The sequence below is a fragment of the Bauldia sp. genome, from assembly GCA_037200845.1.
Classification (GTDB): domain Bacteria; phylum Pseudomonadota; class Alphaproteobacteria; order Rhizobiales; family Kaistiaceae; genus DASZQY01.
Map to the genome: position 1 here is coordinate 1,423,150 of JBBCGQ010000001.1, position 21,748 is coordinate 1,444,897.

General features: G+C 66.2%; 22 protein-coding genes and 3 pseudogenes. 24 read left to right on the forward strand and 1 reads right to left on the reverse strand.

From position 1 onward, the window contains the following. Window positions 1-13 precede the first annotated feature (13 nt). Window positions 14-994, forward strand: a pseudogene (locus WDM94_06855) (aldo/keto reductase). Window positions 995-1,049: 55 nt separating this feature from the next. Here WDM94_06855 and WDM94_06860 read toward each other — a convergent pair. Further along, entirely contained in the window at window positions 1,050-1,412 is a 363-nt protein-coding gene (locus tag WDM94_06860; GenBank protein ID MEJ0012343.1) for a DUF423 domain-containing protein, read from the reverse strand. Window positions 1,413-1,530: 118 nt separating this feature from the next. Between WDM94_06860 and WDM94_06865 the strand changes: the two are divergent. From WDM94_06865 to WDM94_06975, 23 genes and pseudogenes are all read left to right on the forward strand, one after another. Then, window positions 1,531-2,737: pseudogene (locus WDM94_06865) on the forward strand (phage portal protein). Window positions 2,738-3,400: 663 nt separating this feature from the next. After that, a pseudogene (locus WDM94_06870) lies at window positions 3,401-3,709 on the forward strand (phage portal protein). Window positions 3,710-3,931: 222 nt separating this feature from the next. Beyond that, the gene (locus tag WDM94_06875) at window positions 3,932-4,732 is read left to right on the forward strand and encodes a hypothetical protein (protein MEJ0012344.1); all 801 of its coding nucleotides are present in this window, start codon (window positions 3,932-3,934) and stop codon (window positions 4,730-4,732) included. Beyond that, a complete protein-coding gene (locus WDM94_06880; GenBank protein MEJ0012345.1) occupies window positions 4,729-5,238 on the forward strand; it encodes a hypothetical protein in 510 nt (169 codons plus the stop codon). The genes WDM94_06875 and WDM94_06880 overlap by 4 nt, the downstream gene beginning before the upstream one ends. A 116-nt stretch (window positions 5,239-5,354) precedes the next feature. Beyond that, window positions 5,355-5,540, forward strand: a complete 186-nt coding sequence (locus tag WDM94_06885) for a hypothetical protein (protein MEJ0012346.1) — start codon at window positions 5,355-5,357, stop codon at window positions 5,538-5,540. 143 nt (window positions 5,541-5,683) lie between these two features. Beyond that, window positions 5,684-5,818: a hypothetical protein gene (locus WDM94_06890; protein MEJ0012347.1), complete on the forward strand. Its 135-nt coding sequence runs from the start codon at window positions 5,684-5,686 to the stop codon at window positions 5,816-5,818. 175 nt (window positions 5,819-5,993) lie between these two features. Further along, window positions 5,994-6,227, forward strand: a complete 234-nt coding sequence (locus WDM94_06895; protein MEJ0012348.1) for a hypothetical protein — start codon at window positions 5,994-5,996, stop codon at window positions 6,225-6,227. A gap of 15 nt (window positions 6,228-6,242) precedes the next feature. Further along, a complete protein-coding gene (locus WDM94_06900) occupies window positions 6,243-6,452 on the forward strand; it encodes a hypothetical protein (GenBank protein ID MEJ0012349.1) in 210 nt (69 codons plus the stop codon). Further along, complete coding sequence (locus WDM94_06905) at window positions 6,452-6,865, forward strand: hypothetical protein (protein MEJ0012350.1); 414 nt, start codon at window positions 6,452-6,454, stop codon at window positions 6,863-6,865. Before WDM94_06900 ends, WDM94_06905 begins: the two co-directional genes overlap by 1 nt. A gap of 68 nt (window positions 6,866-6,933) precedes the next feature. After that, window positions 6,934-7,221 carry a hypothetical protein gene (locus WDM94_06910; GenBank protein MEJ0012351.1) on the forward strand — a complete coding sequence of 96 codons (288 nt, stop codon included), beginning with the start codon at window positions 6,934-6,936 and terminating at the stop codon, window positions 7,219-7,221. 13 nt (window positions 7,222-7,234) lie between these two features. Further along, entirely contained in the window at window positions 7,235-7,906 is a 672-nt protein-coding gene (locus tag WDM94_06915; GenBank protein ID MEJ0012352.1) for a response regulator transcription factor, read from the forward strand. Next, on the forward strand, window positions 7,896-9,266 hold the full coding sequence (locus tag WDM94_06920) for an ATP-binding protein (protein ID MEJ0012353.1): 1,371 nt from the start codon (window positions 7,896-7,898) through the stop codon (window positions 9,264-9,266). The genes WDM94_06915 and WDM94_06920 overlap by 11 nt, the downstream gene beginning before the upstream one ends. Window positions 9,267-9,384: 118 nt before the next feature. Then, the gene (locus WDM94_06925; protein MEJ0012354.1) at window positions 9,385-9,573 is read left to right on the forward strand and encodes a type II toxin-antitoxin system HicA family toxin; all 189 of its coding nucleotides are present in this window, start codon (window positions 9,385-9,387) and stop codon (window positions 9,571-9,573) included. Further along, on the forward strand, window positions 9,574-10,038 hold the full coding sequence (locus WDM94_06930) for a type II toxin-antitoxin system HicB family antitoxin (GenBank protein ID MEJ0012355.1): 465 nt from the start codon (window positions 9,574-9,576) through the stop codon (window positions 10,036-10,038). It begins immediately after the preceding gene. Window positions 10,039-10,117: 79 nt separating this feature from the next. Then, complete coding sequence (locus tag WDM94_06935; GenBank protein ID MEJ0012356.1) at window positions 10,118-10,579, forward strand: glycine zipper domain-containing protein; 462 nt, start codon at window positions 10,118-10,120, stop codon at window positions 10,577-10,579. 89 nt (window positions 10,580-10,668) lie between these two features. Continuing rightward, window positions 10,669-11,703 carry a c-type cytochrome biogenesis protein CcmI gene (gene ccmI, locus WDM94_06940; GenBank protein MEJ0012357.1) on the forward strand — a complete coding sequence of 345 codons (1,035 nt, stop codon included), beginning with the start codon at window positions 10,669-10,671 and terminating at the stop codon, window positions 11,701-11,703. After that, window positions 11,700-12,203 (forward strand): cytochrome c maturation protein CcmE, encoded by a 504-nt coding sequence (ccmE, locus tag WDM94_06945; GenBank protein ID MEJ0012358.1) that lies wholly within the window; start codon window positions 11,700-11,702, stop codon window positions 12,201-12,203. Before ccmI ends, ccmE begins: the two co-directional genes overlap by 4 nt. 146 nt (window positions 12,204-12,349) lie before the next feature. Beyond that, window positions 12,350-14,326, forward strand: coding sequence for a heme lyase CcmF/NrfE family subunit (locus WDM94_06950; protein MEJ0012359.1), 1,977 nt, complete (start codon window positions 12,350-12,352; stop codon window positions 14,324-14,326). Window positions 14,327-14,427: 101 nt separating this feature from the next. Further along, the gene (locus WDM94_06955) at window positions 14,428-14,865 is read left to right on the forward strand and encodes a cytochrome c-type biogenesis protein (GenBank protein MEJ0012360.1); all 438 of its coding nucleotides are present in this window, start codon (window positions 14,428-14,430) and stop codon (window positions 14,863-14,865) included. Window positions 14,866-14,997: 132 nt separating this feature from the next. Then, window positions 14,998-16,527: a Do family serine endopeptidase gene (locus WDM94_06960; GenBank protein ID MEJ0012361.1), complete on the forward strand. Its 1,530-nt coding sequence runs from the start codon at window positions 14,998-15,000 to the stop codon at window positions 16,525-16,527. 121 nt (window positions 16,528-16,648) lie between these two features. Beyond that, on the forward strand, window positions 16,649-17,317 hold the full coding sequence (locus WDM94_06965) for a response regulator transcription factor (GenBank protein ID MEJ0012362.1): 669 nt from the start codon (window positions 16,649-16,651) through the stop codon (window positions 17,315-17,317). Next, on the forward strand, window positions 17,314-18,699 hold the full coding sequence (locus WDM94_06970; GenBank protein ID MEJ0012363.1) for an ATP-binding protein: 1,386 nt from the start codon (window positions 17,314-17,316) through the stop codon (window positions 18,697-18,699). Before WDM94_06965 ends, WDM94_06970 begins: the two co-directional genes overlap by 4 nt. A 4-nt stretch (window positions 18,700-18,703) precedes the next feature. Then, entirely contained in the window at window positions 18,704-21,628 is a 2,925-nt protein-coding gene (locus tag WDM94_06975; protein ID MEJ0012364.1) for a bifunctional [glutamine synthetase] adenylyltransferase/[glutamine synthetase]-adenylyl-L-tyrosine phosphorylase, read from the forward strand. Window positions 21,629-21,748: the final 120 nt, after the last annotated feature.

The following is a 21,748-nucleotide window of genomic DNA, read 5'->3' on the forward strand; positions in this document are numbered from 1 at the left end:
CTGGAGGGCGGAGATGAAATCGCGGCATGCGGCGCGGCTGGGGCGCGAGGTTTCGGAGATCGGGTTCGGCGCCTGGGCGATCGGCGGTAGCTGGGGCGCGGTTGCCGAGAGCGACGCGGTCGCGGCGCTGAATGCGGCGCTCGATGGCGGCGTGACGTTTGTCGATACCGCCGACGTTTATGGCGGCGGACGCTCGGAGGAGATCATCGGGCGCGTGCTGAAGGCGCGCGGCGGCCACCGGCCGTTCGTCGCGACCAAGTGCGGGCGCGGCGGAACGAACACGCCGGAGAGTTACAGCAAGGCGAATCTCGCCGGCTGGGTGGAGGCGAGTCTTCGCCGCCTGCAGGCCGAGGCGCTGGACCTGATCCAGCTCCACTGCCCGCCGACCGCCGTCTACTACATGCCCGAGGTGTTCGGGTATCTCGACGAGATCGTGGCGAGCGGCAAGTTGCGGCGCTATGGCGTCAGCGTCGAGAAGGTCGAGGAGGGGCTGAAGGCGATCGAGTATCCGGGCGTCGCCTCGGTGCAGATCATCTATAATATTTTCCGCCAGCGGCCGGCGCGGCTTTTCTTCCGCGAGGCGAAGCGCAAGGGCGTCGCGACGATCGTGCGCGTGCCGCTGTCGAGTGGCATGCTCTCGGGCAAGATGACCAGGGAGACGGCGTTCGCGGCGGACGACCACCGCGAATACAACCGCGAGGGAGCCTCGTTCGATAAGGGCGAGACGTTCTCCGGCGTGCCGTTCGACGTGGGCCTGGCGGCGGTCGAGGAGCTCAGGCCGCTGGTGCCGGCGGGCGTGACTATGGCGGCGTTTGCGCTCCGCTGGATATTGATGAACGACGGCGTCACCACGGTGATCCCCGGTGCGCGGAACGCCGCGCAGGCGGCGGCGAACTCGGCCGCCGACGATGTCGCGGCGATATCGGACAAGACGATGGCGGCGGTGGCGGAGATCTATCAGCGGCGGATTGCGCCGTTGGTTGATGCGCGGTGGGTGAGCGCGGTCTGGCTCCCGGGTCCCGCCTTCGCGGGGATGAGCGGAGGGGACGCTACCGGCGCAGCAGGAACGCGGCGGGCACGAGTAGCGCCCAGCCGAGGATCATGGCGCTGCCGCCGATGGGCGCGGACATCGGGAACAACGCGGCGCCGGTGAAGTGGCGCGTCGCGAGGTCAGCGCAGAAGATGAGGGCGCCGAGGGCGATCAGCGTCGTTGCGATGCGCGCGATCAGTTGCTTCGGCGCGAGCAGGCCGAGCGCGAGGAGCGCCGGCGCCTGGGTGAGGGCGATCAGCGACAGGGCGCCGAGGATGCGTTCGTCGCCGGCGTGACTGGCGCCGGCCGCCGCGATGATGCCGATGGCGCCGAGTATGCCCGCGACGGCGATCGTGAGGCGGCTGAACCAGTCTTGGGTCATGAGACTTTGTATCTGATCTGGCGGCGTTCGTAACACAGGACAAGCACCACACGCGGTGGCGTAGCGCCACGGCCCCTGGGTCCCCGCTTTGGCGGGGATGAGCGGAGTTTGGTTCGACATGCACATTCCATTTCTGACGGCGCGCGGCTCCCGCGCGGCGGCCGAGGCGGCGCGCCCGCATGCCGACGTCGAGGCGAAGGCGTCGCGGGTTGGGCCGCTGATCGCGTTCCAGTCGCAGGGCCGCGCGGTGTGGACGCCGCGCGACTATGCGGCACTGGCGCGCGAGGGGTTCGCGAAGAACGCCATCGTCTATCGCTGCGTGCGCATGATTGCCGAGGCGACGGCGTCGGTGCCGTGGCTGCTCTACGAGGGCGACGCGGAGCTGACCGAGCATCCGCTGCTGACGCTGCTCGCCAGGCCGAACCGGCGCCAGGCCGGCGCCGACTTTCGCGAGTCGCTTGCCGGGGTACCTGATGGTCGCCGGCAACGCCTACATCGAGGCGGTCAGTCTGGACTCTGGCGGCTCCGCCGCGGGCGACGTCACGGTGCGCGAGCTGCACACGCTGCGGCCCGACCGCATGAAGGTGGTGCCGGGCAGCGACGGCTGGCCGGAGGCATACGAGTACACCGCCGGCGGGCGCACGGTGCGCTTCACCGATCCGGGCGAGGGCGCGCTATCGCCGATCCTGCAGCTATCGCTGTTCCATCCGCTTGACGATCACTACGGCTTCGCGCCGGTCGAGGCCGCGGCCGTGGCGCTCGACCTGCACAACGCCGCCGGCAACTGGAACAAGGCGCTGCTCGACAATTCGGCGCGGCCCTCCGGCGCGCTGGTCTATACGGCGAAGGACGGCGGCAACCTTTCCGCCGAACAGTACGAGCGCCTGAAGGCGGAGTTGGAGACGGGCTTCACCGGCGCGGCGCGCGCCGGGCGGCCGCTGCTCTTGGAAGGCGGGCTCGACTGGAAGGCGATGAGCCTCTCGCCGAAGGACATGGATTTTCTGGAAGCCAAGAACAGCGCGGCGCGCGAGATCGCGCTCGCCTTCGGCGTGCCGCCGATGCTGCTCGGCATCCCCGGCGACAACACGTATGCGAATTACAAGGAAGCCAACGCCGCCTTCTGGCGCGGCACCGTGCTGCCGCTGACCGCGAAGATCGCCGGCGCAATCGGCGCCTGGCTGGCGCCGGCGTTCGGCGATCAGCTCAGGCTGTGGTTCGACGCCGACCAGGTCGATGCGCTCAGCGCCGACCGCGAAGCATTATGGGCGCGGGTGGCGGCGGCGGATTTCCTGACGGTGAACGAGAAGCGCGCGGCGGTTGGGTATGACGCTGTGGCGGGTGGCGACGAGACGAAGCGGGCGGATGTCACTTGGAAGTACAGCCCCGATCAGCCGCGCGTGCCGAGAGGCGACCCGGAGGGCGGGCAGTGGACAATAGCTGAGGGTGCGCCCGGTTCGGGCACAGCAGCAAGGCCACTCACTGCCGCGCGCGATAGCGCCGCGTCAGGCTTTCGGGTGGCGGGTGGCGTTGAGCCCGGTCAGCAGGGCATGACGGAGCAAGACTTCGTCTCGGCCTATTGCGGCGCAAGTATCAATCGCGTTCTGCCTGGTCAGTTTTACGACATGACGATTGCTGATGTAATGGCAATGGCGAGCACAGGTGACAGCGCAGCGCGGCGCTGCATTAAACTTCTTAATCAAGACCGTTTCAGAAAATAGCCGGGAAAGAACTATGCAGCTGAATGGCATAAAAGACTTGCTCTCATTTCTTCAGCATCTGCGGGATTTATCGGGCGCTCCATGGTTTCGTCTCGACTACAGTCGGTACGATGCAGTCATGGTCGAGATCGATATGCCTGGGGTGCGGCTGGAGGTCGAATTTTTCGAGGATCACGTCGAGTACAGCATCTTTGAGGGCAGTGAGGATGTGCTCGACGACCAGGCGCGACTCTTCACGCTGATCGACGAGCGGGGGAAAGTAGCGGGCCGCGCGAGATCGCGCTCGCCTTCGGCGTGCCGCCGATGTTGCTCGGCATCCCCGGCGACAACACGTATGCGAATTACAAGGAAGCCAACGCCGCCTTCTGGCGCGGCACGGTGCTGCCGCTGACGGCGAAGATCGCCGGCGCGATCGGCGCCTGGCTGGCGCCGGCGTTCGGCGATCAGCTCAGGCTGTGGTTCGACGCCGACCAGGTCGATGCGCTCAGCGCCGACCGCGAGGCGCTGTGGGCGCGCGTCGCGGCGGCGGATTTTCTCACCGTGAACGAGAGACCGGCGGACGATGAAGGGAACGTTTGATGCGCCTCGTCGCCGAAGCTCACGTCGAGGCCGCCTTAGGGTTGTACAGCGTGAGTTAGTTCATTAGCTTTACCGCCGGTCATAGGCGGGGAAAACGTTATGCGGCGCTGCGGGGCGGAAGCCTATTTGGTTGAAGTACGACCTCTAAATGGACGGCAAAACTCAAATCTCACGTTTGGAAAATTTGACGGCACCGCTGACCTAGCGACCGTATTGAGAAAATTGATCGGGAAATACAGCAAGTATACAAATATACCGCTGCTGCAAAGATCGTTCAAAATTGATCTGTCTAAGCTGAACGGCTATGCAATTAGTGGATTTATATCAATGGGGGACTACGGGACGGAATCCGAAATCATAAATACTGTCACCGGCAGCGCCAGCTATAAAAAGAAGAAAAATGAAACCGATCCAACGCCGTTTTACTTTCAATTGCATCTGCCTTCGAAGGAGGATCGAGGCATACTTTGTATGCAAAAATGGGGTCTCTCCGGGGTAAAAAGCTTATTCCAAGACGTAATTTCATCTGTGTTCCAAGCCAACTATCCGAACCTTCGTCTGCACATAAGGCCACTGACAGTAAGCGACGCGCTTCAACACTACATCGGGAAAGGGCTCGTCCAAGAGATCATAGTGGAGAAATCCGAGATACCCTCAGATATAGCTGACAAGTTCATGGGCCAGCGTAAGGCGTTCGAAGGCGTATTCTCTTACTCAATCAAGCCCAAGAGTCGTTCGGTGTTGAAGAGGCCTGGTCTCATAGCCTTCGCAAAGGGGACCGAGAAACTCGAGAACGTCTATGATTTCGGCGACACGGGCTTCGACACCGTGAAGGTCGTTGTCGAAATCAATGGAAACGCGAAGACCCTCAACCTCACGAAGCCAGACACCATCTCCTCTACTTTTGACCTAACCGAGGAGGTCGCCTTGGGGCCAAATGGATATCCGCTGGAGAGTTCCTTAGCCTCTCAGTTTAGCTCGATCGTCGGCGACTTAGCCAAGCGAGGGGGCATCTCGCTATGAGCAGCAAGATAAATCTGCTGGTCGTTGTAAGAGATCATCTGGCGACGCTCAAGGACGAGGCGACGGGAAAGACCAGTGTAGCGGACGTGGTCACGATGTTTGTCCTGCCAGCCATATGCTCCGCAATAGCAGGCGTTCTCGGCTACAAAATCGATGAAGCCGCCGTTGAGATCGTCGTTGGAGTCTTTGCAATTTTCGCCGGGCTTCTGCTCAACGTTCTTGTCCTCATCTATGGCTTGTCCGACGCGCCCACCGACGATGAAAAGGCAAAAGAAAAAAAGCAGACCAAGGACACGCTTCTTCGACAATCCTTTGCAAATATCTCCTACGAAATTCTCGTTTCTCTGCTCGTCGTCGTTGTGCTGTGGGTGACCCTGTTGTCTGGCGAAGTCGGCGTTAGGGTTGCGTCGTGCCTCTTCATTTTTTTGGCAGTGCATTTTTTCCTGACGCTGTTGATGGTCCTAAAGAGGATGCACGTGCTGCTTGCTGATCGTTTCGGACCGTAAGGGGCGGAACTGGGGAGACAGACGAATGCAACGAGACGTCTCACGAAGTAGTCGCGTCGTGACTGGGATGCCTCCACGCAGGTTGCGCTCGGTTCTTTCGCCGAAGGAAAATGGTTTTGGACGACATCACACGCACCTTCACGGAGCGCGGCGATCTTGCGCATCTGGCCCTGTTTTTGTGGGCAAGCGGGGCGAGTGGGTTGCTGGTGTGGACGCTGCGCGAGCTCGCGGCTTCCAATCGGCGGTTCAATGATTTCGTCAATGAGATTGCGCGGCTGAACCGGTTTTTCGATCGGGACTAGCGCGACCCCCTCCCGAAACCGGCGATGCCGGTTTCGACCTCCCCTCAAGGGGGAGGTTGAACAAGAAGACCCACCCACCGCGTTGCGCGCGGTCCCCTCCCCGGAGCGGGGAGGGATGGAGTTTTACCTACGGAGATTTTGTCATGAGACGAATCCTGGCGCGCTTCGGCGCGGGGCCGGGCGCGGATTATCGCGTCGTGTTTTCTGAGTTTGCGCGGTCGCTGGAGCGCGTCATGCGCCGGCGCTCGGCGCCCAAGATTCGTGCGGTGGCGGGATAGGCGCTCCACCGTCATCCCCGGCGAAAGCCAGGTCCAGCGCTTACGGCGAGCGAGACGTGTTGCCCGCGCTGGATTCCGGCTTTCGCCGGAATGACAAGACGGTAGTGCCCGCCTCTCCTGGTCCCCCGGTCAAGCCGGGGGATGACGGCGAGGGGACGGGGCCGTCGTCCACGACATGGACAAGGCCCGCGCCATTCACTGCGACCGGATGCGCGCGGCGCGCGCGCCGCGGCTGGCGGCGCTCGACATCGCCTATCAGCGCGCCGACGAGAGCGGCGATGCGGCGGCCAAGGCGGCCGTCGCGGCACGGAAGCAGGCGCTCCGCGACGTGACCGCGGACCCGGCAATCGCCGCGGCGGAAACTCCGGACGCGCTGAAGGCGGTCTGGCCGGAAATTCTTCAGGACTAGCGAAGGAAGATCACCATGCTTGCACGGATTGCGAAGCTCTGGGCCGCGGCCAAGGGCTGGCGGACCCTCGTTGTCTCTCTGACGCTGGCAATAGTCGGCGTGCTGCAGACCGCGGATTGGGCGACCATCGTCGGCCCCGGCGCGGTCGGCCCGGTCATGCTCGGCATCGGCGCCGTGGTTGCCGTGCTACGCACTTTCACAGATACGCCGATCGGAACGAAGTGATGCTTGCCGCGCTCGCCGGCTTCATCCTCAGGCTGGCGTCTTCCGGCATCCTCGAGAAGACGCTGGCCGCGATGCAGGCACGCTCGACCAGCGACGTCGAGCGCGAGCGCATCGACGCCGGCGTCGCTATCGAGGAGATACGCGCCGAGCTCGGGCGGCGGCAGGCGCAGCGCGATGTGCTGGTCGCGGAGCAGGGGCGGCTGGTGACCTCGCTGATGCGGCCGGCGTTCGCCTATCCGCTCGCCGTGTACTATGCGGCGGTGATCGCCGACAGCCTTCTGCATTTTCGCTGGAACGTCTCCGCCCTCCCATCGCCGATTGGCGACTGGAGTGGGTGGATCATTTCCGCCATATTCCTCTCCGAGAGCGGCGAACGCATCACCCGCACCATCGCCAATCGCCGCAAGGCGTGATGGCCGGAAATCCAGGGAGCGCAAGGTGTTCAGCGGGTGTTCATGTTTTGGCGCCTATTGAGCGACCCATGTTCAGGACGCTCGCCATCGCCGCTCTGCTGACCGCCGGCCTCGCCGCGCCGGCGCTGGCCGACGAGTGCTATTCGGCCGGGCAGACGCGGCAGATGGTGCAGCAGGGCCAGGCGGTGCCGCTGTCGGGCGTGCTCGGCCAGATCAAGGCGATCGGGCAGATCGTCTCGTCGGACGCGCTGCTGTGCAACGTCGGCGGCCGGCTGGTTTATCTCGTCGATGTGCTCCAGAACGGCAACGTGATCCACGTGCAGGTGGACGCGCGGAGCGGCCAGATCACGTACTGAGGAGGCGGCGAACGTGCGGATCCTGGTGGTGGAGGACGACGCCGACCTGAACCGGCAGCTCAGCGACGCGCTGAAGGAAGCGGGCTACGTGGTCGATTCCGCGAAGGACGGCGAGGAGGGCCACTTCCTCGGCGACACCGAGCCTTACGATGCGGTCGTGCTCGACATCGGCCTGCCGGTGCTCGACGGCATCAGCGTGCTGGAGAAATGGCGGCGCGACGGGCGCACCATGCCGGTGCTGATCCTGACGGCGCGCGACCGCTGGAGCGACAAGGTGCAGGGCATCGACGCCGGCGCCGACGACTATGTCGCCAAGCCCTTTCACATCGAGGAGGTGCTGGCGCGCGTCCGAGCGCTGGTGCGCCGCGCCGCCGGCCACGCCACCAACGAGATCGAGATCGGGCCGGTGCGGCTCGACGCCAAGGCCGGCAAGGTCACCGTCGACGGCAATCCAGTAAAGCTGACCTCGCATGAATATCGCGTGCTCGAGTATCTCATGCATCATCGCGACCGCGTCGTCTCGCGCACCGAATTGATCGAGCATCTCTACGATCAGGATTTCGACCGCGACTCCAACACCATCGAGGTGTTCGTCGGACGGCTGAGGAAGAAGCTCGCCGCCGACATCATCGAGACGGTGCGCGGGCTGGGCTATCGCCTTGTCGTCCCCGGCAATGCGGACTAACTCGCTCGCCTTCCGCCTGATCGTCGCCGCCGGCCTGTGGAGCGCGATCGCACTCATCGTCGCCGGCTTCATCCTCACCTCGCTCTATCGCCACAACGCCGAGCGCGCCTTCGACGATCGCCTCGGCGTCTATCTGAAGACGCTGATCGGCAACCTCGCCGGCCAGGATCCCGACGCGCCCTTCGCCGAACCCGGGAACCTCGGCGAGCAGCGCTTCGAACTCCTCTATTCCGGCTGGTACTGGCAGGTGCGCCAGCCGGGCGGCGGCGCCATTGTCCTATCCTCGCGCTCGCTCTTCTCCGACACGCTCGATATCGCCAAGGCGACCGGCACCGAGGCCAACGACGGCGTCACCTCGGGCGCGCTGGTCGGCCCGGATAAGCAGCATCTGCGCGTGCTCAGCCAGACCGTGACCTTCGACGCCGCCCGCAAGTTCGACGTGCTGGTCGCGGGCGACGCCGGCGACCTCGAGACGCAGATCGCCGGTTTTGGCGCAAACGTCGCGGCGACGCTGGCGATCTTCGGCATCGGCCTCATCCTCGCCACCACCATCCAGACGCGCTGGGGCCTCAGGCCGCTCGACCGCGTGCGCCGCGGCCTTTCCGATCTCAGAAGCGGCAAGCAGGCGCGTTTCGACGAGGGCAACCTGCCCGCCGAGATCGAGCCGCTGGTCAAGGAACTGAACGCGCTGCTCGAATCGAACAAGGAAATCATCGACCGCGCCCGCACTCAGGTCGGCAATCTGGCGCACGCGCTGAAGACGCCGCTCTCCGTCATCATCAACGAGTCGCGCGCCAACCGGACGCCCTACGGCAGCAAGGTCGCCGAGCAGGCGGAAGCGATGCGCCAGCAGGTCAATCATTATCTCGACCGCGCGCGCATCGCGGCGCAGGTCAACGTCATCGGCGCGGTGACCGACGTGAACCCCGCGATGGCGCGGCTGGTGCGCGCCATGAATCGCATCCACAGCGACCGCGGCATCGCGATTGCGGCGACCGGACCGGAGACGGCGCGCTTCAAGGGCGAGCAGCAGGACCTCGAGGAGATCGTCGGCAATCTCGTCGACAACGCCTGCAAGTGGGCGAAGGCCAACGTCACCGTTGCGACGGAATACGTCGCGCCCGACGACGCCAACGCCGGGAGGCTGACCATCACCGTCGACGACGACGGCCCCGGCATCACGGCTGAGCAGATGGCGCAGGCGACGACACGCGGCAAGCGGCTCGACGAGACCAAGCCGGGGTCTGGGCTGGGACTGTCGATCGTGACCGACTTGGTGCAGCTTTATCAGGGGACGTTCCGGCTGGATCGGTCGCCGATGGGCGGGCTGAGGGCGGTGGTGGCGTTGCCGGCGGCGTAGGTCATTTGCCTGTTGCGCATATCGCAGCTACTTTCGATTGCGGAGCAAATTTGCCACAATCTCAATCTTCCACACTTCTGTTGCCTTCAACAGAAGTGTGGAGTGCGCTATATGCGACATGAACGCCAGTGAACTCAGACGACTGCTTGCCAAAAAGGGCTGCAAATTCGCGACCCATCGGGGTGGTAGCGGTCATATCACAGTCACGCGGGGCCAACGAAAAACACAACTGCCGATGCACGGCGGCTCGAAAGAGCTTGGAACAAAGCTCGTAAAAAAAATCTTGAAAGACTTGGAGCTCGAATAGATGGCGATCGCGGAGAAGGAAAAAGGCGGACGCTGGTACGAGGTGAAGTTTGACATGGACGACAACGACACGTTCGTTGCAACCGTGCCTGACTTTCCTGAAGTGACCACGTTTGGCTCGACGCAAGAGGAGGCACTGCGCAACGCGTTGCGGGCGATCGAAGAGGCAATCGCCTCTCGCATTGCCGACGCTGACGACGTGCCACATCCGCTCGAGAAGACGAAGGGCAAGGGCCGTTTCGTCGAACTTCCGTTGCTGACGTACCTCAAGGCCGGTCTTTATATGATCAGCCGCGGCGACGGTGTAACGCGCGCCGAATTAGCGCGCCGTATGGGCGTGCACCGGGAACAGGTTGACCGGCTTTTTCGGATCGATCACAAGTCACAGATCGATCAGATCGAAGCTGCCGCAAAGGCGCTCGGTGTTTCTATTTCAGTGGGCATCCCGTTCCCCGCTGCGGCGTGACCGCTTCTCATTTTCGCCACGCTCGCGTGTGATCTCGCCGGTCTCGAGTTGGGCCGCCCGAATCATCCGGAGACGTGAAATGAACCGCATCGCTTTTGCCGGTGCCCTTGCTGTCGTGGTGTTGCCGCTTGCCGGGTGCATGGGCAATGGGCCTAACCAGGACGTGGGTACGCTGTTTGGCGCGGCGACCGGTGCGATCGTTGGCGGGTCGCTCGGCAACGGAAGTCTGGGCGCGGTCGCGGCGGGCGCCGTGGTCGGCGGGTTCCTCGGCAATGCGCTGGGCTCGGAGCTCGATGCGGCCGATCAGCGGCGGGCGGCGGCGGCGCAATATCAGGCGCTGGAGTATGGGCGGACCGGTGCGCCGGTTGAGTGGCGCGGCGGACGCGGGCGCTATGGCGACGTCGTCGCGGGCTCGCCCTACCGCGTTAATGACTACAACTGCCGCGACTTCACCCACACCATCTATATCGACGGGCGGCCGGAGACGGCGCGCGGCACGGCCTGCAGGCAGCCGGACGGCACCTGGAAGGTGGTCGGTTAGGCCCGCAGTTGCCTTCGGCCGGTTTCGCGACACTATGTCAGCGGGCGGCCGGTAGGCGGCAGGGCTAAGACCCCGGCCTGGAAACGTCGATGCTTCTCTGGATCGCCATGGCGGTGCTCGCCGCCGCGGCCTCAATCCCGCTCCTGGTGGCGCTCGGACGCCCGCCGCGCGGTGCGTCGCAATCGGCGCAGGCGGTGGCGATCTATCGCGATCAGCTCGACGAAGTCTCACGCGATGTAGCGCGCGGCGTCGTAGGCGAGGCGGATGCGGAAGGCGCGCGGACCGAGATCGCGCGCCGGCTGATCCGCGCCGGCGATGCGCCGGCGGAGGGCACCGCGACGTCGGACCGGTGGCGCAGCGTCGCGACGGCGGTGATCATCGCGATGCCGGTCGCGGCGCTGGCGCTCTATCTTCTCCTCGGCTCCCCCCTCGATCCCGACCTGCCGCTCGCCGCGCGTCCTGACGTCGCCGAGTTCCAGAAATTGAATCTCGGCGTCGCGCAGATCGAGGCGCATCTCGCGGCGGCGCCTGACGACGGCAAGGGTTGGGAGGTAATCGCGCCGGTTTATTCCGCGCTCGGCCGCGATGCCGATGCGGCGCACGCCTGGCAACGCGCGATCGATCTTCTCGGATCGACGGCGGTGCGTCAGGCGAACCTCGGCGAGACGCTGGTCGCTGTTGGCGGCGGGGCCGTCACGCCGGACGCCAAGGCCGCGTTCGAGAAGGCGCATGCGTTGGCGCAGGACGATGCGCGGCCGCGGTTCTATCTGGCGCTGGCGCTGTCGCAGGCCGGCGACAAGGATGCGGCGACGGCCGCATGGCGCGATCTCATCGCGACGGCGCCGAAGGATGCGTCGTGGCTGCCGCTCGCCGCCAACCAGCTTGCCGCGCTGCAGGGCGGGCCGGAAGGCATGGTCGCCGCGCTGGCCGCGCGGTTGAAAACCGAGCCCGGCGACGCCGACGGTTGGGCGGAGCTCGTCCGCTCCTATATGGTGCTCGGTCGCGCGGTCGATGCGCGCGCGGCGCTCGCCGACGCGCGGGTGGCGCTGGCGGGCGACGCGGCGAAGATCGCTGCCGTCGAGGCGGCGGCGCGCGATGCGGGTCTGGCGGAGGCGACGCAATGACGCGGAAGCAGCGGCGCCTGACGTTGATCGCGATTGCCGGCGTCGTGCTCGTCGCCGCGGCGGGGCTGGTGCTCTACGCGCTGTCGGACCGCATCGTGTTTTTCAATTCGCCGAGCGACATTGTCGACAAGCAGATCCCGGCCGGCACGCGCATCCGCCTCGGCGGGCTGGTGGTCGACGGTTCGCTCGTGAAGCGGGACGACGGGCATGTGCGGTTCGATGTGAGCGACGGGCGGACGTCGATTGCGGTGAGCTATCAGGGCCTGCTGCCCGATCTGTTTCGCGAGGGGCAGGGCGTGGTCGCCGAGGGCGTGATCGCGCCCGATCTTTCATTTGCGGCGGATACGGTGCTGGCGAAGCACGATGAGAGATACATGCCGCCCGAGGTGGTCGAGGCGCTGAAGAAGGCCGGGCGGTGGCAGGAGGGGCAGGGCACTGTCGAAGGCGCGGCGGGCGCGGCCAACGGTCCGCCGATGCCGCTGCAGCCGGGCACGCAATGAGCACCACTCTTACCAAGGAATTTGTGAGCGGCGATTTTTCCCCTGCTCTTCCCCGCGAAAGCGGGGATCTAGGTGTCTCCCACTGGCACTGGAGTCGCGGTGACTCCTGGACCCCCCGCTTTCGTGGGGCAAGCGGAGTGTGGGACATGATCGCCGAACTCGGCCACTTCGCACTGGTACTGGCGCTGGGCCTTGCGCTTGTCCAGTCCATCGTGCCGTTCGTGGGCGCGCTGCGGAACGATGCGCGGCTGCAGGCGGTGGCCTCGCCCGCGGCGCTGACGCAGTTCCTGTTTGTCGGACTGGCGTTCGCGGCACTCGTTCACGCCTACGTCGTGTCGGATTTCTCGCTCGCCAACGTCGTCGAGAATTCGCATTCCGCCAAGCCGCTGCTCTACAAGGTCACCGGCGTGTGGTCGAACCACGAAGGTTCGATGCTGCTGTGGGTCCTGATCCTCGCGCTGTTCGGCGCGCTGGTCGCGGCCTTCGGCGCCAACCTCCCCGACAGGCTCAAGGCGCTGGTGCTGGCGGTGCAAGGCTGGATCGCGGCGGCGTTTCTTCTCTTCATCCTCACGACGTCGAATCCCTTCCTGCGTCTTGCCAATCCGCCGCTGGAAGGCAACGACCTCAACCCGGTGCTGCAGGACATCGGCCTCGCGATCCATCCGCCGCTGCTCTACCTCGGCTACGTCGGCTGCTCGATCTCGTTTGCCTTCGCCGTCGCGGCGCTGATCGAAGGGCGCATCGACGCGGCGTGGGCGCGCTGGGCGCGGCCGTGGACGCTGGCCGCGTGGATGTTCCTCACGGTCGGCATCGCGATGGGCTCGTACTGGGCCTACTACGAGCTCGGCTGGGGTGGCTTCTGGTTCTGGGACCCGGTCGAGAATGCGTCGCTGATGCCGTGGCTGGCGGCGACCGCGCTGCTCCACTCGGCGGTCGTGATGGAGAAGCGCGACGCGTTGAAGATTTGGACGGTGCTGCTCGCGATCCTTGCGTTCTCGCTGTCGCTGATCGGTACGTTCCTCGTCCGCTCCGGCGTGCTGACCTCGGTGCACGCCTTCGCGTCGGATCCGACGCGCGGCATCTTCATTCTCTGCATCCTCGTCGTCTTCATCGGCGGCGCACTGGCACTGTTCGCGTTCCGTGCCGGCACGCTCGCGCCGGGCGGCGTCTTTGCGCCGATCAGCCGCGAGGGGGCGCTGGTCCTCAACAATATATTCCTGTCGGCCGCGGCGGCGACTGTCATCGTTGGTACGCTTTACCCGCTGGCGCTGGAGGCGCTGACGGGGACACGCATCTCGGTCGGCGCGCCGTTCTTCAATCTGACGTTTGTGCCGCTGGTCGTGCCGCTGCTGGCGATCGTGCCGTTCGGGCCAATGCTGGCGTGGAAGCGCGGCGACCTCCAGGCGGCGGCGCAGCGGCTGATGCTGGCGTTCGGCCTGACACTAGGCGCGACGATCATTGGCGCGGATTTCGCGGGCGTCGGCACGACGCTGCCGCTGCTCGGCGTCTGGCTCGGGCTTTGGCTGATCGCCGGCGCGATCGCGGAGATCGCGTTTCGCGTGAAGCTCGGACTGGCGCCGCTCGACGAAAGTTGGCGCCGTGCGCGCGGCTTGCCGCGCTCCGCCTACGGTACGGCGCTGGCGCATGCCGGCGTCGGCGTCACGGTGCTGGGCATCGTCGTCGCCACGACCTGGGCGACGGAGGCGATCCGCACGATGCGGCCGGGCGATACGGTCGAGCTGTCGGGCTACGCGGTGACGCTCAACGGGTTCGTCGATCGCACCAGCCCCGACTATGACGAGACGGCGGTGCAGTTTTCGGTGCGTAAGGGCGGCACGATTGTCGCGGTTCTGGAGCCGGCGAAGCGGCGGTTCGCGACGCGACAGACGGAGACGACCGAGGCCGGCATCCGCACGTTCGGTTTCTCGCAGCTCTACGTCTCGTTGGGCGACATCGTCGATAACGCGGTCACGGTGCGCGTGTTCTGGAAGCCGCTGGTGACGCTGATCTGGCTGGGGGCGATCGTGATGGCGGCCGGTGGGCTGCTGTCGCTGAGCGACCGGCGGCTGCGGGTCGGTGCGCCGAAGCAGGCGGCGCGGCGGCAGATGGCGGCGGCGGAGTGACCCGCGCCCCGCTTCCCCCGCGCAAGCGAGGGTCCAGGTTTTTCCGCGCACTGGGTGTGAGGCTCCTGCGCCCCCGCCTTCGCGGGGGAAGCGGAGTTGTGATGCTGCTCCTGTTTTTCTTCGCCACCGCAGCGCACGCTGTGCAGCCATCCGAGATGCTGCCGGACCCGGCGCTGGAGGCGCGGGCGCGGGCGTTGTCGGCTGAGCTGCGCTGCATGGTCTGCCAGAATCAATCCATCGACGATTCCGATGCACCGCTGGCGGCCGACATCCGCGTGCTGCTGCGCGAGCGGATCGTGGCCGGCGATTCGGATGCGGCGGTCGTCGATTTTCTCGTCGCCCGCTATGGTGAATTCATTCTTCTGAAGCCGCGGTTCAACTGGCACACGGCGCTGCTCTGGATCACGCCGTTCGGCGTGCTGATTCTGGGGGCGGGGATCGCGGCCGTTGCCTATCGCCGGCGGGCGGTCTCGGTGCCGGTACCGCTCGATCCGGTCGAGCAAGAAGCCTTGCGGCGCCTCACTTCCGGCGGCCCCTGAAGGCTGCAACATTACTGAATCTTAATGGGGCTGACAGTGCTCCGTAAGGTCCTCCCTCCCATATTCGCTGGCAACTGATGACGCCCGATTGCGGACGCCGATCGGTGTCTGAGAGGCCTACGGAGACATCCCATGAACGACCAGATCAACAATCAGAATCCCAAGAAGCGCAGCGTCCGTTCGCTGGCGCTCGCCGGCACCGCGCTTGCGCTCGTGCTGGGCGGCGCCGTCATCGGCGGTGCTTCGCTTGAAATAGTGCGCCCGAACGCGGCTCTCGCCGATGCCGTCTCGGTGCAGGGCGTCGAGCCGGCGAGCTTCGCTGACGTCGTCGACAAGGTTCGCCCGGCGGTGGTCAGCGTCCGCGTCAAGTCGACTGCCGACGACGTCAGCGCAGACGACAGCGACACGCCCTTCTTCGACTTCCCGCAGGGCACGCCGATGGACCGCTTCTTCAAGCAGTTCCGTCAGCAGAACCCGAACGCCCAGCGTCCGCAGCGGCAGCAGACCAGCCTCGGCTCCGGCTTCTTCATCTCGGAAGACGGCTACGTCGTGACCAACAATCACGTCGTCGACAAGGAGACCCAGGTCACCGTCATCATGGATGACGGCACGGAGCTCAACGCCAAGGTCATCGGCGTCGACACCAAGACCGACCTCGCCCTTCTCAAGGTCGACGGCAAGGGCCAGAAGTTCACCTACGTGAAGTTCTCGGACGCCGAGCCGCGCGTCGGCGACTGGGTGGTAGCGGTCGGCAACCCGTTCGGCCTCGGCGGCACGGTTACCGCCGGCATCATCTCGGCCCACGGCCGCCAGATCGGCGCCGGTCCCTACGACGACTTCCTGCAGATCGACGCGGCGGTGAACCGCGGTAACTCTGGCGGTCCGGCTTTCAACGCCCATGGCGAAGTGGTTGGCGTCAACACGGCGATCTTCTCGCCGTCGGGCGGCAACGTCGGCATCGCCTTCGCGATCCCCGCGTCCACTGCCTCCGGCGTCATCAACCAGATCGAGCAGCATGGCTCGGTCACGCGCGGCTGGCTCGGCGTGCAGATCCAGCCGATCTCGCAGGGCCTCGCCGACTCGATGAAGCTCGACAGTGCTGCGGGCGCTCTGGTCAACGACGTCACGGCCGGCAGCCCGGCCGCCAAGATCGGCTTCAAGGCCGGCGACGCGATCACCGCCGTCGACGGCAAGCCGGTCAAGGACTCGCGCGACCTGGCGCTGCGCATCTCGGCGCTCGAGCCCGGCAAGACGATCAAGGTCACCTACTGGCGCGATGGCGCAAGCCATGACGTCGACGTGACCATCGGCACCTTCCCGACCGACGAACAGCTCGCCGCCGCGAATCCGAAGGACAAGTCTCCGTCGTCCAAGGAAGCCCCGGCGACCTCGATGCTCTCCGACTTCGGCCTGAGCATTGCGCCGAGCGATGACAACACCGGCGTCGTGGTCAGCGACGTCGATCCCAATGGGCAGGCCGCCGAACTCGGCCTGCAGTCCGGTGACGTGATCCTCTCGGTCGGCGACAGCGATGTCTCCACCCCGGCCGACGTCGAGAGCAAGATCGCGGCCGCGAAGAAGGATGGCCTCAAGGCCGTCCGCCTGCGCGTGAAGTCCGGCGACACCACTCAGTTCGTCGCACTCACTTTCGCGACGACCTGATCCCCTGCGAGCGGCGAAGGTACTCGATCGTCGCCCCGAGGCTTTCGCCAACGCGGACGGCAGGCCGGCTAACCCCGGCCTGCCGTTCTCTTTTGGGCGGCTCGCAATGTATGGTCATCCCATGCGGATTCTGCTGATCGAGGACGACAAGGAGACTGCGGCCTACCTTTCCAAGGCGCTGCGCGAGGCGGGGCATGTGCCGGACCACGCGCTGGACGGGGACTCGGGCGCCGCGATGGCCGCCGACGGCGGCTACGACGTGCTGGTCGTGGACCGCATGCTGCCCAAGCGCGACGGCCTCTCCGTCATCGAGGAACTGCGCGGCAAGGGCGACCATACGCCGGCGCTGATTCTCTCGGCGCTGGGCCAGGTTGACGACCGCGTCGCGGGCCTGCGCGCCGGCGGCGACGATTATCTCCCGAAGCCTTACGCATTTTCCGAGCTGCTGGCGCGCGTCGAGGCGCTGGCGCGGCGGCGCATTCCCGACGCGGCCGAGACGGTGTTCCGCGTCGGCGATCTGGAACTCGATCGCCTGAGCCACACGGTGGCGCGGAGCGGCCAGGCGATCCCGCTGCAGCCGCGCGAGTTCCGCCTGCTCGAATATCTGATGAAGCACGCCGGCCAGGTGGTCACGCGCACCATGCTGCTGGAAAATGTCTGGGACTATCACTTCGATCCGCAGACCAACGTCATCGACGTGCACATCTCGCGGCTGCGTGCCAAGATCGACAAGGGCTTCCGCGAGCCGCTGCTCCACACCGTGCGCGGCGCGGGGTACATGATCAAGTGACGCGCATCGGCAAGGTCGTCCGCACCACAGCCTTCAAGCTGTCGGCGATCTACATTGCCGTCTTCTCCGTCTTCTCGATCTTCTTCATCTTCTACATTTCGTATTCGACCAACGTGCTGCTCAACCAGCAGCTCCGCGACACCATTGCGACCGAGCTGCTCGGGCTGAACGACCAGTACAAAATCGGCGGCCTGCCCGCCGTCGTCGATGTGATCGAGCAGCGCGCCCACCAGCCCGGTGCCAGCCTCTATCTCGTCACCGATATTTCCGGCCGCATTCTCGCCGGCAACGTCGCCGAGGTCGCGGACGACGTGCTGAATTCGCCGGGCATCGACCCGATCCTCGTCCAGTACGAGCGCTACACCGGCGACTCGGAGCAGCGCACCGCGATGGTGCAGGTGGTGCGCCTGCAGGGCGGCTTCCTGCTGCTCGTCGGGCGCGACGTCGGCGAGCGCGAGCAGTTTCGCCAGATCATCGGCCGCGCGCTGCTCTGGGCGCTGGTCCTGATGATCGCGCTGGCGACGCTGTCTTATATCTTCGTGTCGCGCGTCGTCCTGCGCCGGATCGATTCCCTCTCCGCCTCGAGCCGCCGCATCATGGAGGGCGATCTCACCGGGCGGCTGGAGGTGACCGGTTCGGGCGACGAGTTCGACCGGCTGGCCGACAACGTCAACGCCATGCTGTCGCGTATCGAGCACCTGCTCTACGGCGTCAAGGACGTCTCCGACAACATCGCGCACGACCTGAAGACGCCGCTGACACGGCTGCGCAACCGCGTCGAGGCGGCGCTCGCCGGCCCGGCCGACGCCGAGCGCTACCGCGCGACGCTGGAGGCGACGATCGAGGAGTCCGACCAGCTCATCAAGACGTTCAACGCGCTGCTCATGATCGCGCGCATCGAGGCGGGGTCGCCGGACGGCGCCATGACCGAGATCGACGTCGAGGCGATCGTGCGCGACGTCGGCGAGCTCTACGAACCGGTCGCCGACGAAACCGGCGTCGAGCTCGTCGTCGATGCGGCGCCGCAGCCCATCGTGATCAAGGCGAGCCGCGAGCTGCTCGGCCAGGCGCTCGCCAACCTCATCGACAACGCCATCAAATACGGCGCGCCGGAGTCGGGCCAGCCGCGCATCGCGATCAGCTCGGCGCGCGAGGGCGACACGCTGATCCTGCGCGTCGCCGACAACGGGCCGGGCATCCCGGCGGAGGACCGCGAACGCGCACTGCAGCGATTCGTGCGGCTGGAGAAAAGCCGGACGCAGCCGGGCAGCGGCCTCGGATTGAGCCTTGTCGCGGCGGTCGCGCGCCTGCACCATGGCACCATCGAGCTGGGCGACGGCAACCCGGGCCTCGTGGTGACCATGCGCTTGCCGCTGAAATGACGGGATGCCCGCGAAGACGCCGCCGAAATCATCGCTCGCCGCGAAGCTGAAGCCGCGCATCAGGCCGGCGACGGCCGCGGCAACGAAGGCGCGGATGGCGGAGCTGGAGCCGGCCAAGGCGCCGGCATCCGCGGTCGCGCCTTTTCTTGCCGCGGTGATGGAGTGCTCGCCTTTCCTTGCCGAGTTGATGCGCGACGATCCGGAGCGGCTCGCCGCGCTTCTCGACGCTGATCCGGACGCGCGGCTGAAGGCGATCACTACTGCCACCGCAGGTGCTTGGCGCGATACGAACGAAGCCGAGTTGATGGCGGCGCTCCGCAAGGCGCGAAATGAGGTCGCGTTGCTTGCCGCACTGGCCGATCTCGGCGGCGTGTGGGACGTGACGGCCGTGACGACTGCGCTGTCCGCGTTCGCCGATGCCGCCGTCGGCGCGGCGGTCCGCTTCCTGCTGGCGCAGGCGGCATCGTCCGGCGACATCGCCATCGCCGATGACTCAGTGCCCGACGAAAACTCCGGCTTCATCGTGCTCGCCATGGGCAAGTTCGGCGCCGGCGAGCTCAACTATTCCAGCGACATCGATCTCATCGTCCTGTTCGATCCCGAGAAGGTGCGGGTCGCCGACGACAAAATTCCGGCCGAGGTGTTCGTCAAGCTGACCAAGCGCCTGGTCGCGCTGCTGCATGAGCGCACCGCCGACGGCTACGTCTTCCGCATCGATCTTCGCCTGCGCCCGGATCCGAGCTCGACCAGCATCGCGATCTCGACCGACGCGGCGCTGCAGTACTACGAGAGCCTCGGCCAGAACTGGGAGCGTGCCGCGCTGATCAAGGCGCGCGCCGTCGCTGGCGACATCCATGCCGGCGAAGTGTTCCTGGCGGAGCTGACGCCGTACATCTGGCGGAAGTATCTCGACTATGCCGCGATCGCCGATATCCATTCGATCAAGCGGCAGATACAGGATCACCGCGGCCACCAGGAGATCGCGGTCGCCGGCCACAACGTCAAGCTCGGCCGCGGCGGCATCCGCGAGATCGAGTTTTTCGTTCAGACGCAGCAACTGATCGCCGGCGGGCGCGACCCGGCGCTGCGCGGCCGCGGCACACTGGCGATGCTGGCGGCGCTCGCCGACGGCGGCTGGATCGACACCGCGGCGCGCGACGACCTCACGCGCGCGTACCTGTTCCTCCGCGAAGTCGAGCATTGCCTGCAGATGGTCGGCGACGAGCAGACGCATACGCTGCCCGAGGACGACGCCGGTCTGGCGGCGATCGCGCGCATGGCGGGCTTCGGCGACACCGCCGCGTTCGCCAAGGCGCTGACCGCGACGCTGACCATAGTCCGCGACCGCTACGCCCATCTCTTCGAGGCGGCGCCGACGCTGACATCGCCCGCCGGCAGCCTCGTCTTCACCGGCGAGGAGGACGATCCCGAAACGCTGGCGACGCTCCGCCGTCTTGGCTACCGCAAGCCGGAGGATGTGACGCGCGCCGTCCGCGGCTGGCATCACGGCCGTTACCCGGCGACCCGGTCGGCGAGCGCGCGTGAGCGGCTCACCGATTTCGTGCCGGTGCTGATCGAGACGCTCGGCGGCAACGAGAATGGCGACGCCGCCTTCGCCGCCTTCGACCGGTTCCTGGCGCGCGTGCCGACCGGCGTGCAGCTCTTCGCGCTGCTCCAGTCCAACAAGGGCCTGCTCGGCCTGCTGGCGATGATCCTCGGCGCAGCGCCGCGGCTCGCCGAGACGATCGCGCAGCGCCCGCATGTGCTGGATGCGCTGATCGAGCCGGCGTTCTTCGGCAACCTGCCGGATCGCAAGACATTGGAGCGGCGCCTTGCCGGGACGCTCGCCGAGGCGGAGTCGTTCGAGGATGTACTCAATCGCGCCCGCATCTTCGGGCAGGAGCAGACGTTTCTCATCGGCGTTCGCGTGCTGGCGGGCACGGTCAGCGTGCGCAGCGCCGGCTATGCCTACAGCGACCTCGCCGAGGTGCTGCTGACCTCGCTGCTCGCCGCCGTGCAGGATGAATTCGCATCGGCGCATGGCCGCATGAAAGGCGGCGCGGTGGCGCTGGTGGCGATGGGCCGGCTCGGCGCGCGCGAGATGACGGCGGCCTCCGACCTCGATCTGCTGCTGCTTTACGATTTCGACGAGAAGGCAACGGCCTCCGATGGCAAGCGGCCGCTGCAGGGCACGCTGTATTTCGCGCGCCTGACGCAGCGGCTGGTAGCCGCCGTCTCGGCGCCGACGGCGGAGGGGACGCTCTATCCGGTCGACTTCCGCCTGCGCCCCTCCGGCAATGCCGGTCCGCTCGCCACGCACATCGACGGCTTCGCCGTCTACCAGGCGAAGGAGGCGTGGACGTGGGAGCACATGGCGCTGACGCGGGCGCGCGTCATCGCCGGCGACGCCAAGCTGGTCGCCCGGGCGCGCGCCGAGATCGCGAAGATCGTCGCCAGGCCGCGCGACCCGGCCAAGGTCATCGCCGACGTAACCGAGATGCGCGGCATGGTCGAGGACGCCAAGGGCGGCGAGGGCGCGTGGGACCTGAAGCAGGCCGCGGGCGGGCTGGTCGATATCGAGTTCATCGCGCAAACGCTGCAACTGGTGCACGCCGCGAAGCATCCGGAGATCGTGTCGACGGAAACCAACGTCGCGCTGGCCGCGGCGGCGAAGGCCGGGCTGCTATCGGCGGCGGATGCGGAGGTGCTGCTGCCGGCGTTGTCGCTCTATCAGGCGCTGATCCAGATTCTGCGGCTGTGCGTCGATGGCGTCTTCGACCCGGCCGCGGCGCCACGCGAATTTCTCGAGCGGCTGGCAAAGGCCGCGGACCTTCCGGATTTTGTTACGCTCGATGCGCATTTGCGGGAGACCGAGCGGGCGGTGCGGGGTGTGTTTACGCGGCTGGTGGGGAAGGTGGGCTCCGCTTAATCCTCCCCCGAGGGGGGCAAAACCGCACAGCGGTTTTGGGGAGGGCCGCTTTGCCTTGGGGGCACCCCTCCCGAAACCGCTTCGCGATTTCGACCTCCCTCAAGGGAAGGTTGGCCTCGC

Excerpts from the sequence above, each read along its gene's own strand:
- WDM94_06935 (MEJ0012356.1), top strand. The coding sequence starts at position 10,118 with ATGAACCGCATCGCTTTTGCCGGTGCCCTTGCTGTCGTGGTGTTGCCG.
- WDM94_06920 (MEJ0012353.1), top strand. The coding sequence starts at position 7,896 with ATGCGGACTAACTCGCTCGCCTTCCGCCTGATCGTCGCCGCCGGCCTG.
- WDM94_06890 (MEJ0012347.1), top strand. The coding sequence starts at position 5,684 with ATGAGACGAATCCTGGCGCGCTTCGGCGCGGGGCCGGGCGCGGATTAT.
- WDM94_06950 (MEJ0012359.1), top strand. The coding sequence starts at position 12,350 with ATGATCGCCGAACTCGGCCACTTCGCACTGGTACTGGCGCTGGGCCTT.
- WDM94_06895 (MEJ0012348.1), top strand. The coding sequence starts at position 5,994 with ATGGACAAGGCCCGCGCCATTCACTGCGACCGGATGCGCGCGGCGCGC.
- WDM94_06960 (MEJ0012361.1), top strand. The coding sequence starts at position 14,998 with ATGAACGACCAGATCAACAATCAGAATCCCAAGAAGCGCAGCGTCCGT.
- WDM94_06930 (MEJ0012355.1), top strand. The coding sequence starts at position 9,574 with ATGGCGATCGCGGAGAAGGAAAAAGGCGGACGCTGGTACGAGGTGAAG.
- WDM94_06975 (MEJ0012364.1), top strand. The coding sequence starts at position 18,704 with ATGCCCGCGAAGACGCCGCCGAAATCATCGCTCGCCGCGAAGCTGAAG.
- WDM94_06955 (MEJ0012360.1), top strand. The coding sequence starts at position 14,428 with ATGCTGCTCCTGTTTTTCTTCGCCACCGCAGCGCACGCTGTGCAGCCA.
- WDM94_06880 (MEJ0012345.1), top strand. The coding sequence starts at position 4,729 with ATGAGCAGCAAGATAAATCTGCTGGTCGTTGTAAGAGATCATCTGGCG.
- WDM94_06900 (MEJ0012349.1), top strand. The coding sequence starts at position 6,243 with ATGCTTGCACGGATTGCGAAGCTCTGGGCCGCGGCCAAGGGCTGGCGG.
- WDM94_06860 (MEJ0012343.1), bottom strand. The coding sequence starts at position 1,412 with ATGACCCAAGACTGGTTCAGCCGCCTCACGATCGCCGTCGCGGGCATA.
- ccmE (MEJ0012358.1), top strand. The coding sequence starts at position 11,700 with ATGACGCGGAAGCAGCGGCGCCTGACGTTGATCGCGATTGCCGGCGTC.
- WDM94_06965 (MEJ0012362.1), top strand. The coding sequence starts at position 16,649 with ATGCGGATTCTGCTGATCGAGGACGACAAGGAGACTGCGGCCTACCTT.
- WDM94_06925 (MEJ0012354.1), top strand. The coding sequence starts at position 9,385 with ATGAACGCCAGTGAACTCAGACGACTGCTTGCCAAAAAGGGCTGCAAA.
- WDM94_06905 (MEJ0012350.1), top strand. The coding sequence starts at position 6,452 with ATGCTTGCCGCGCTCGCCGGCTTCATCCTCAGGCTGGCGTCTTCCGGC.
- WDM94_06910 (MEJ0012351.1), top strand. The coding sequence starts at position 6,934 with ATGTTCAGGACGCTCGCCATCGCCGCTCTGCTGACCGCCGGCCTCGCC.
- ccmI (MEJ0012357.1), top strand. The coding sequence starts at position 10,669 with ATGCTTCTCTGGATCGCCATGGCGGTGCTCGCCGCCGCGGCCTCAATC.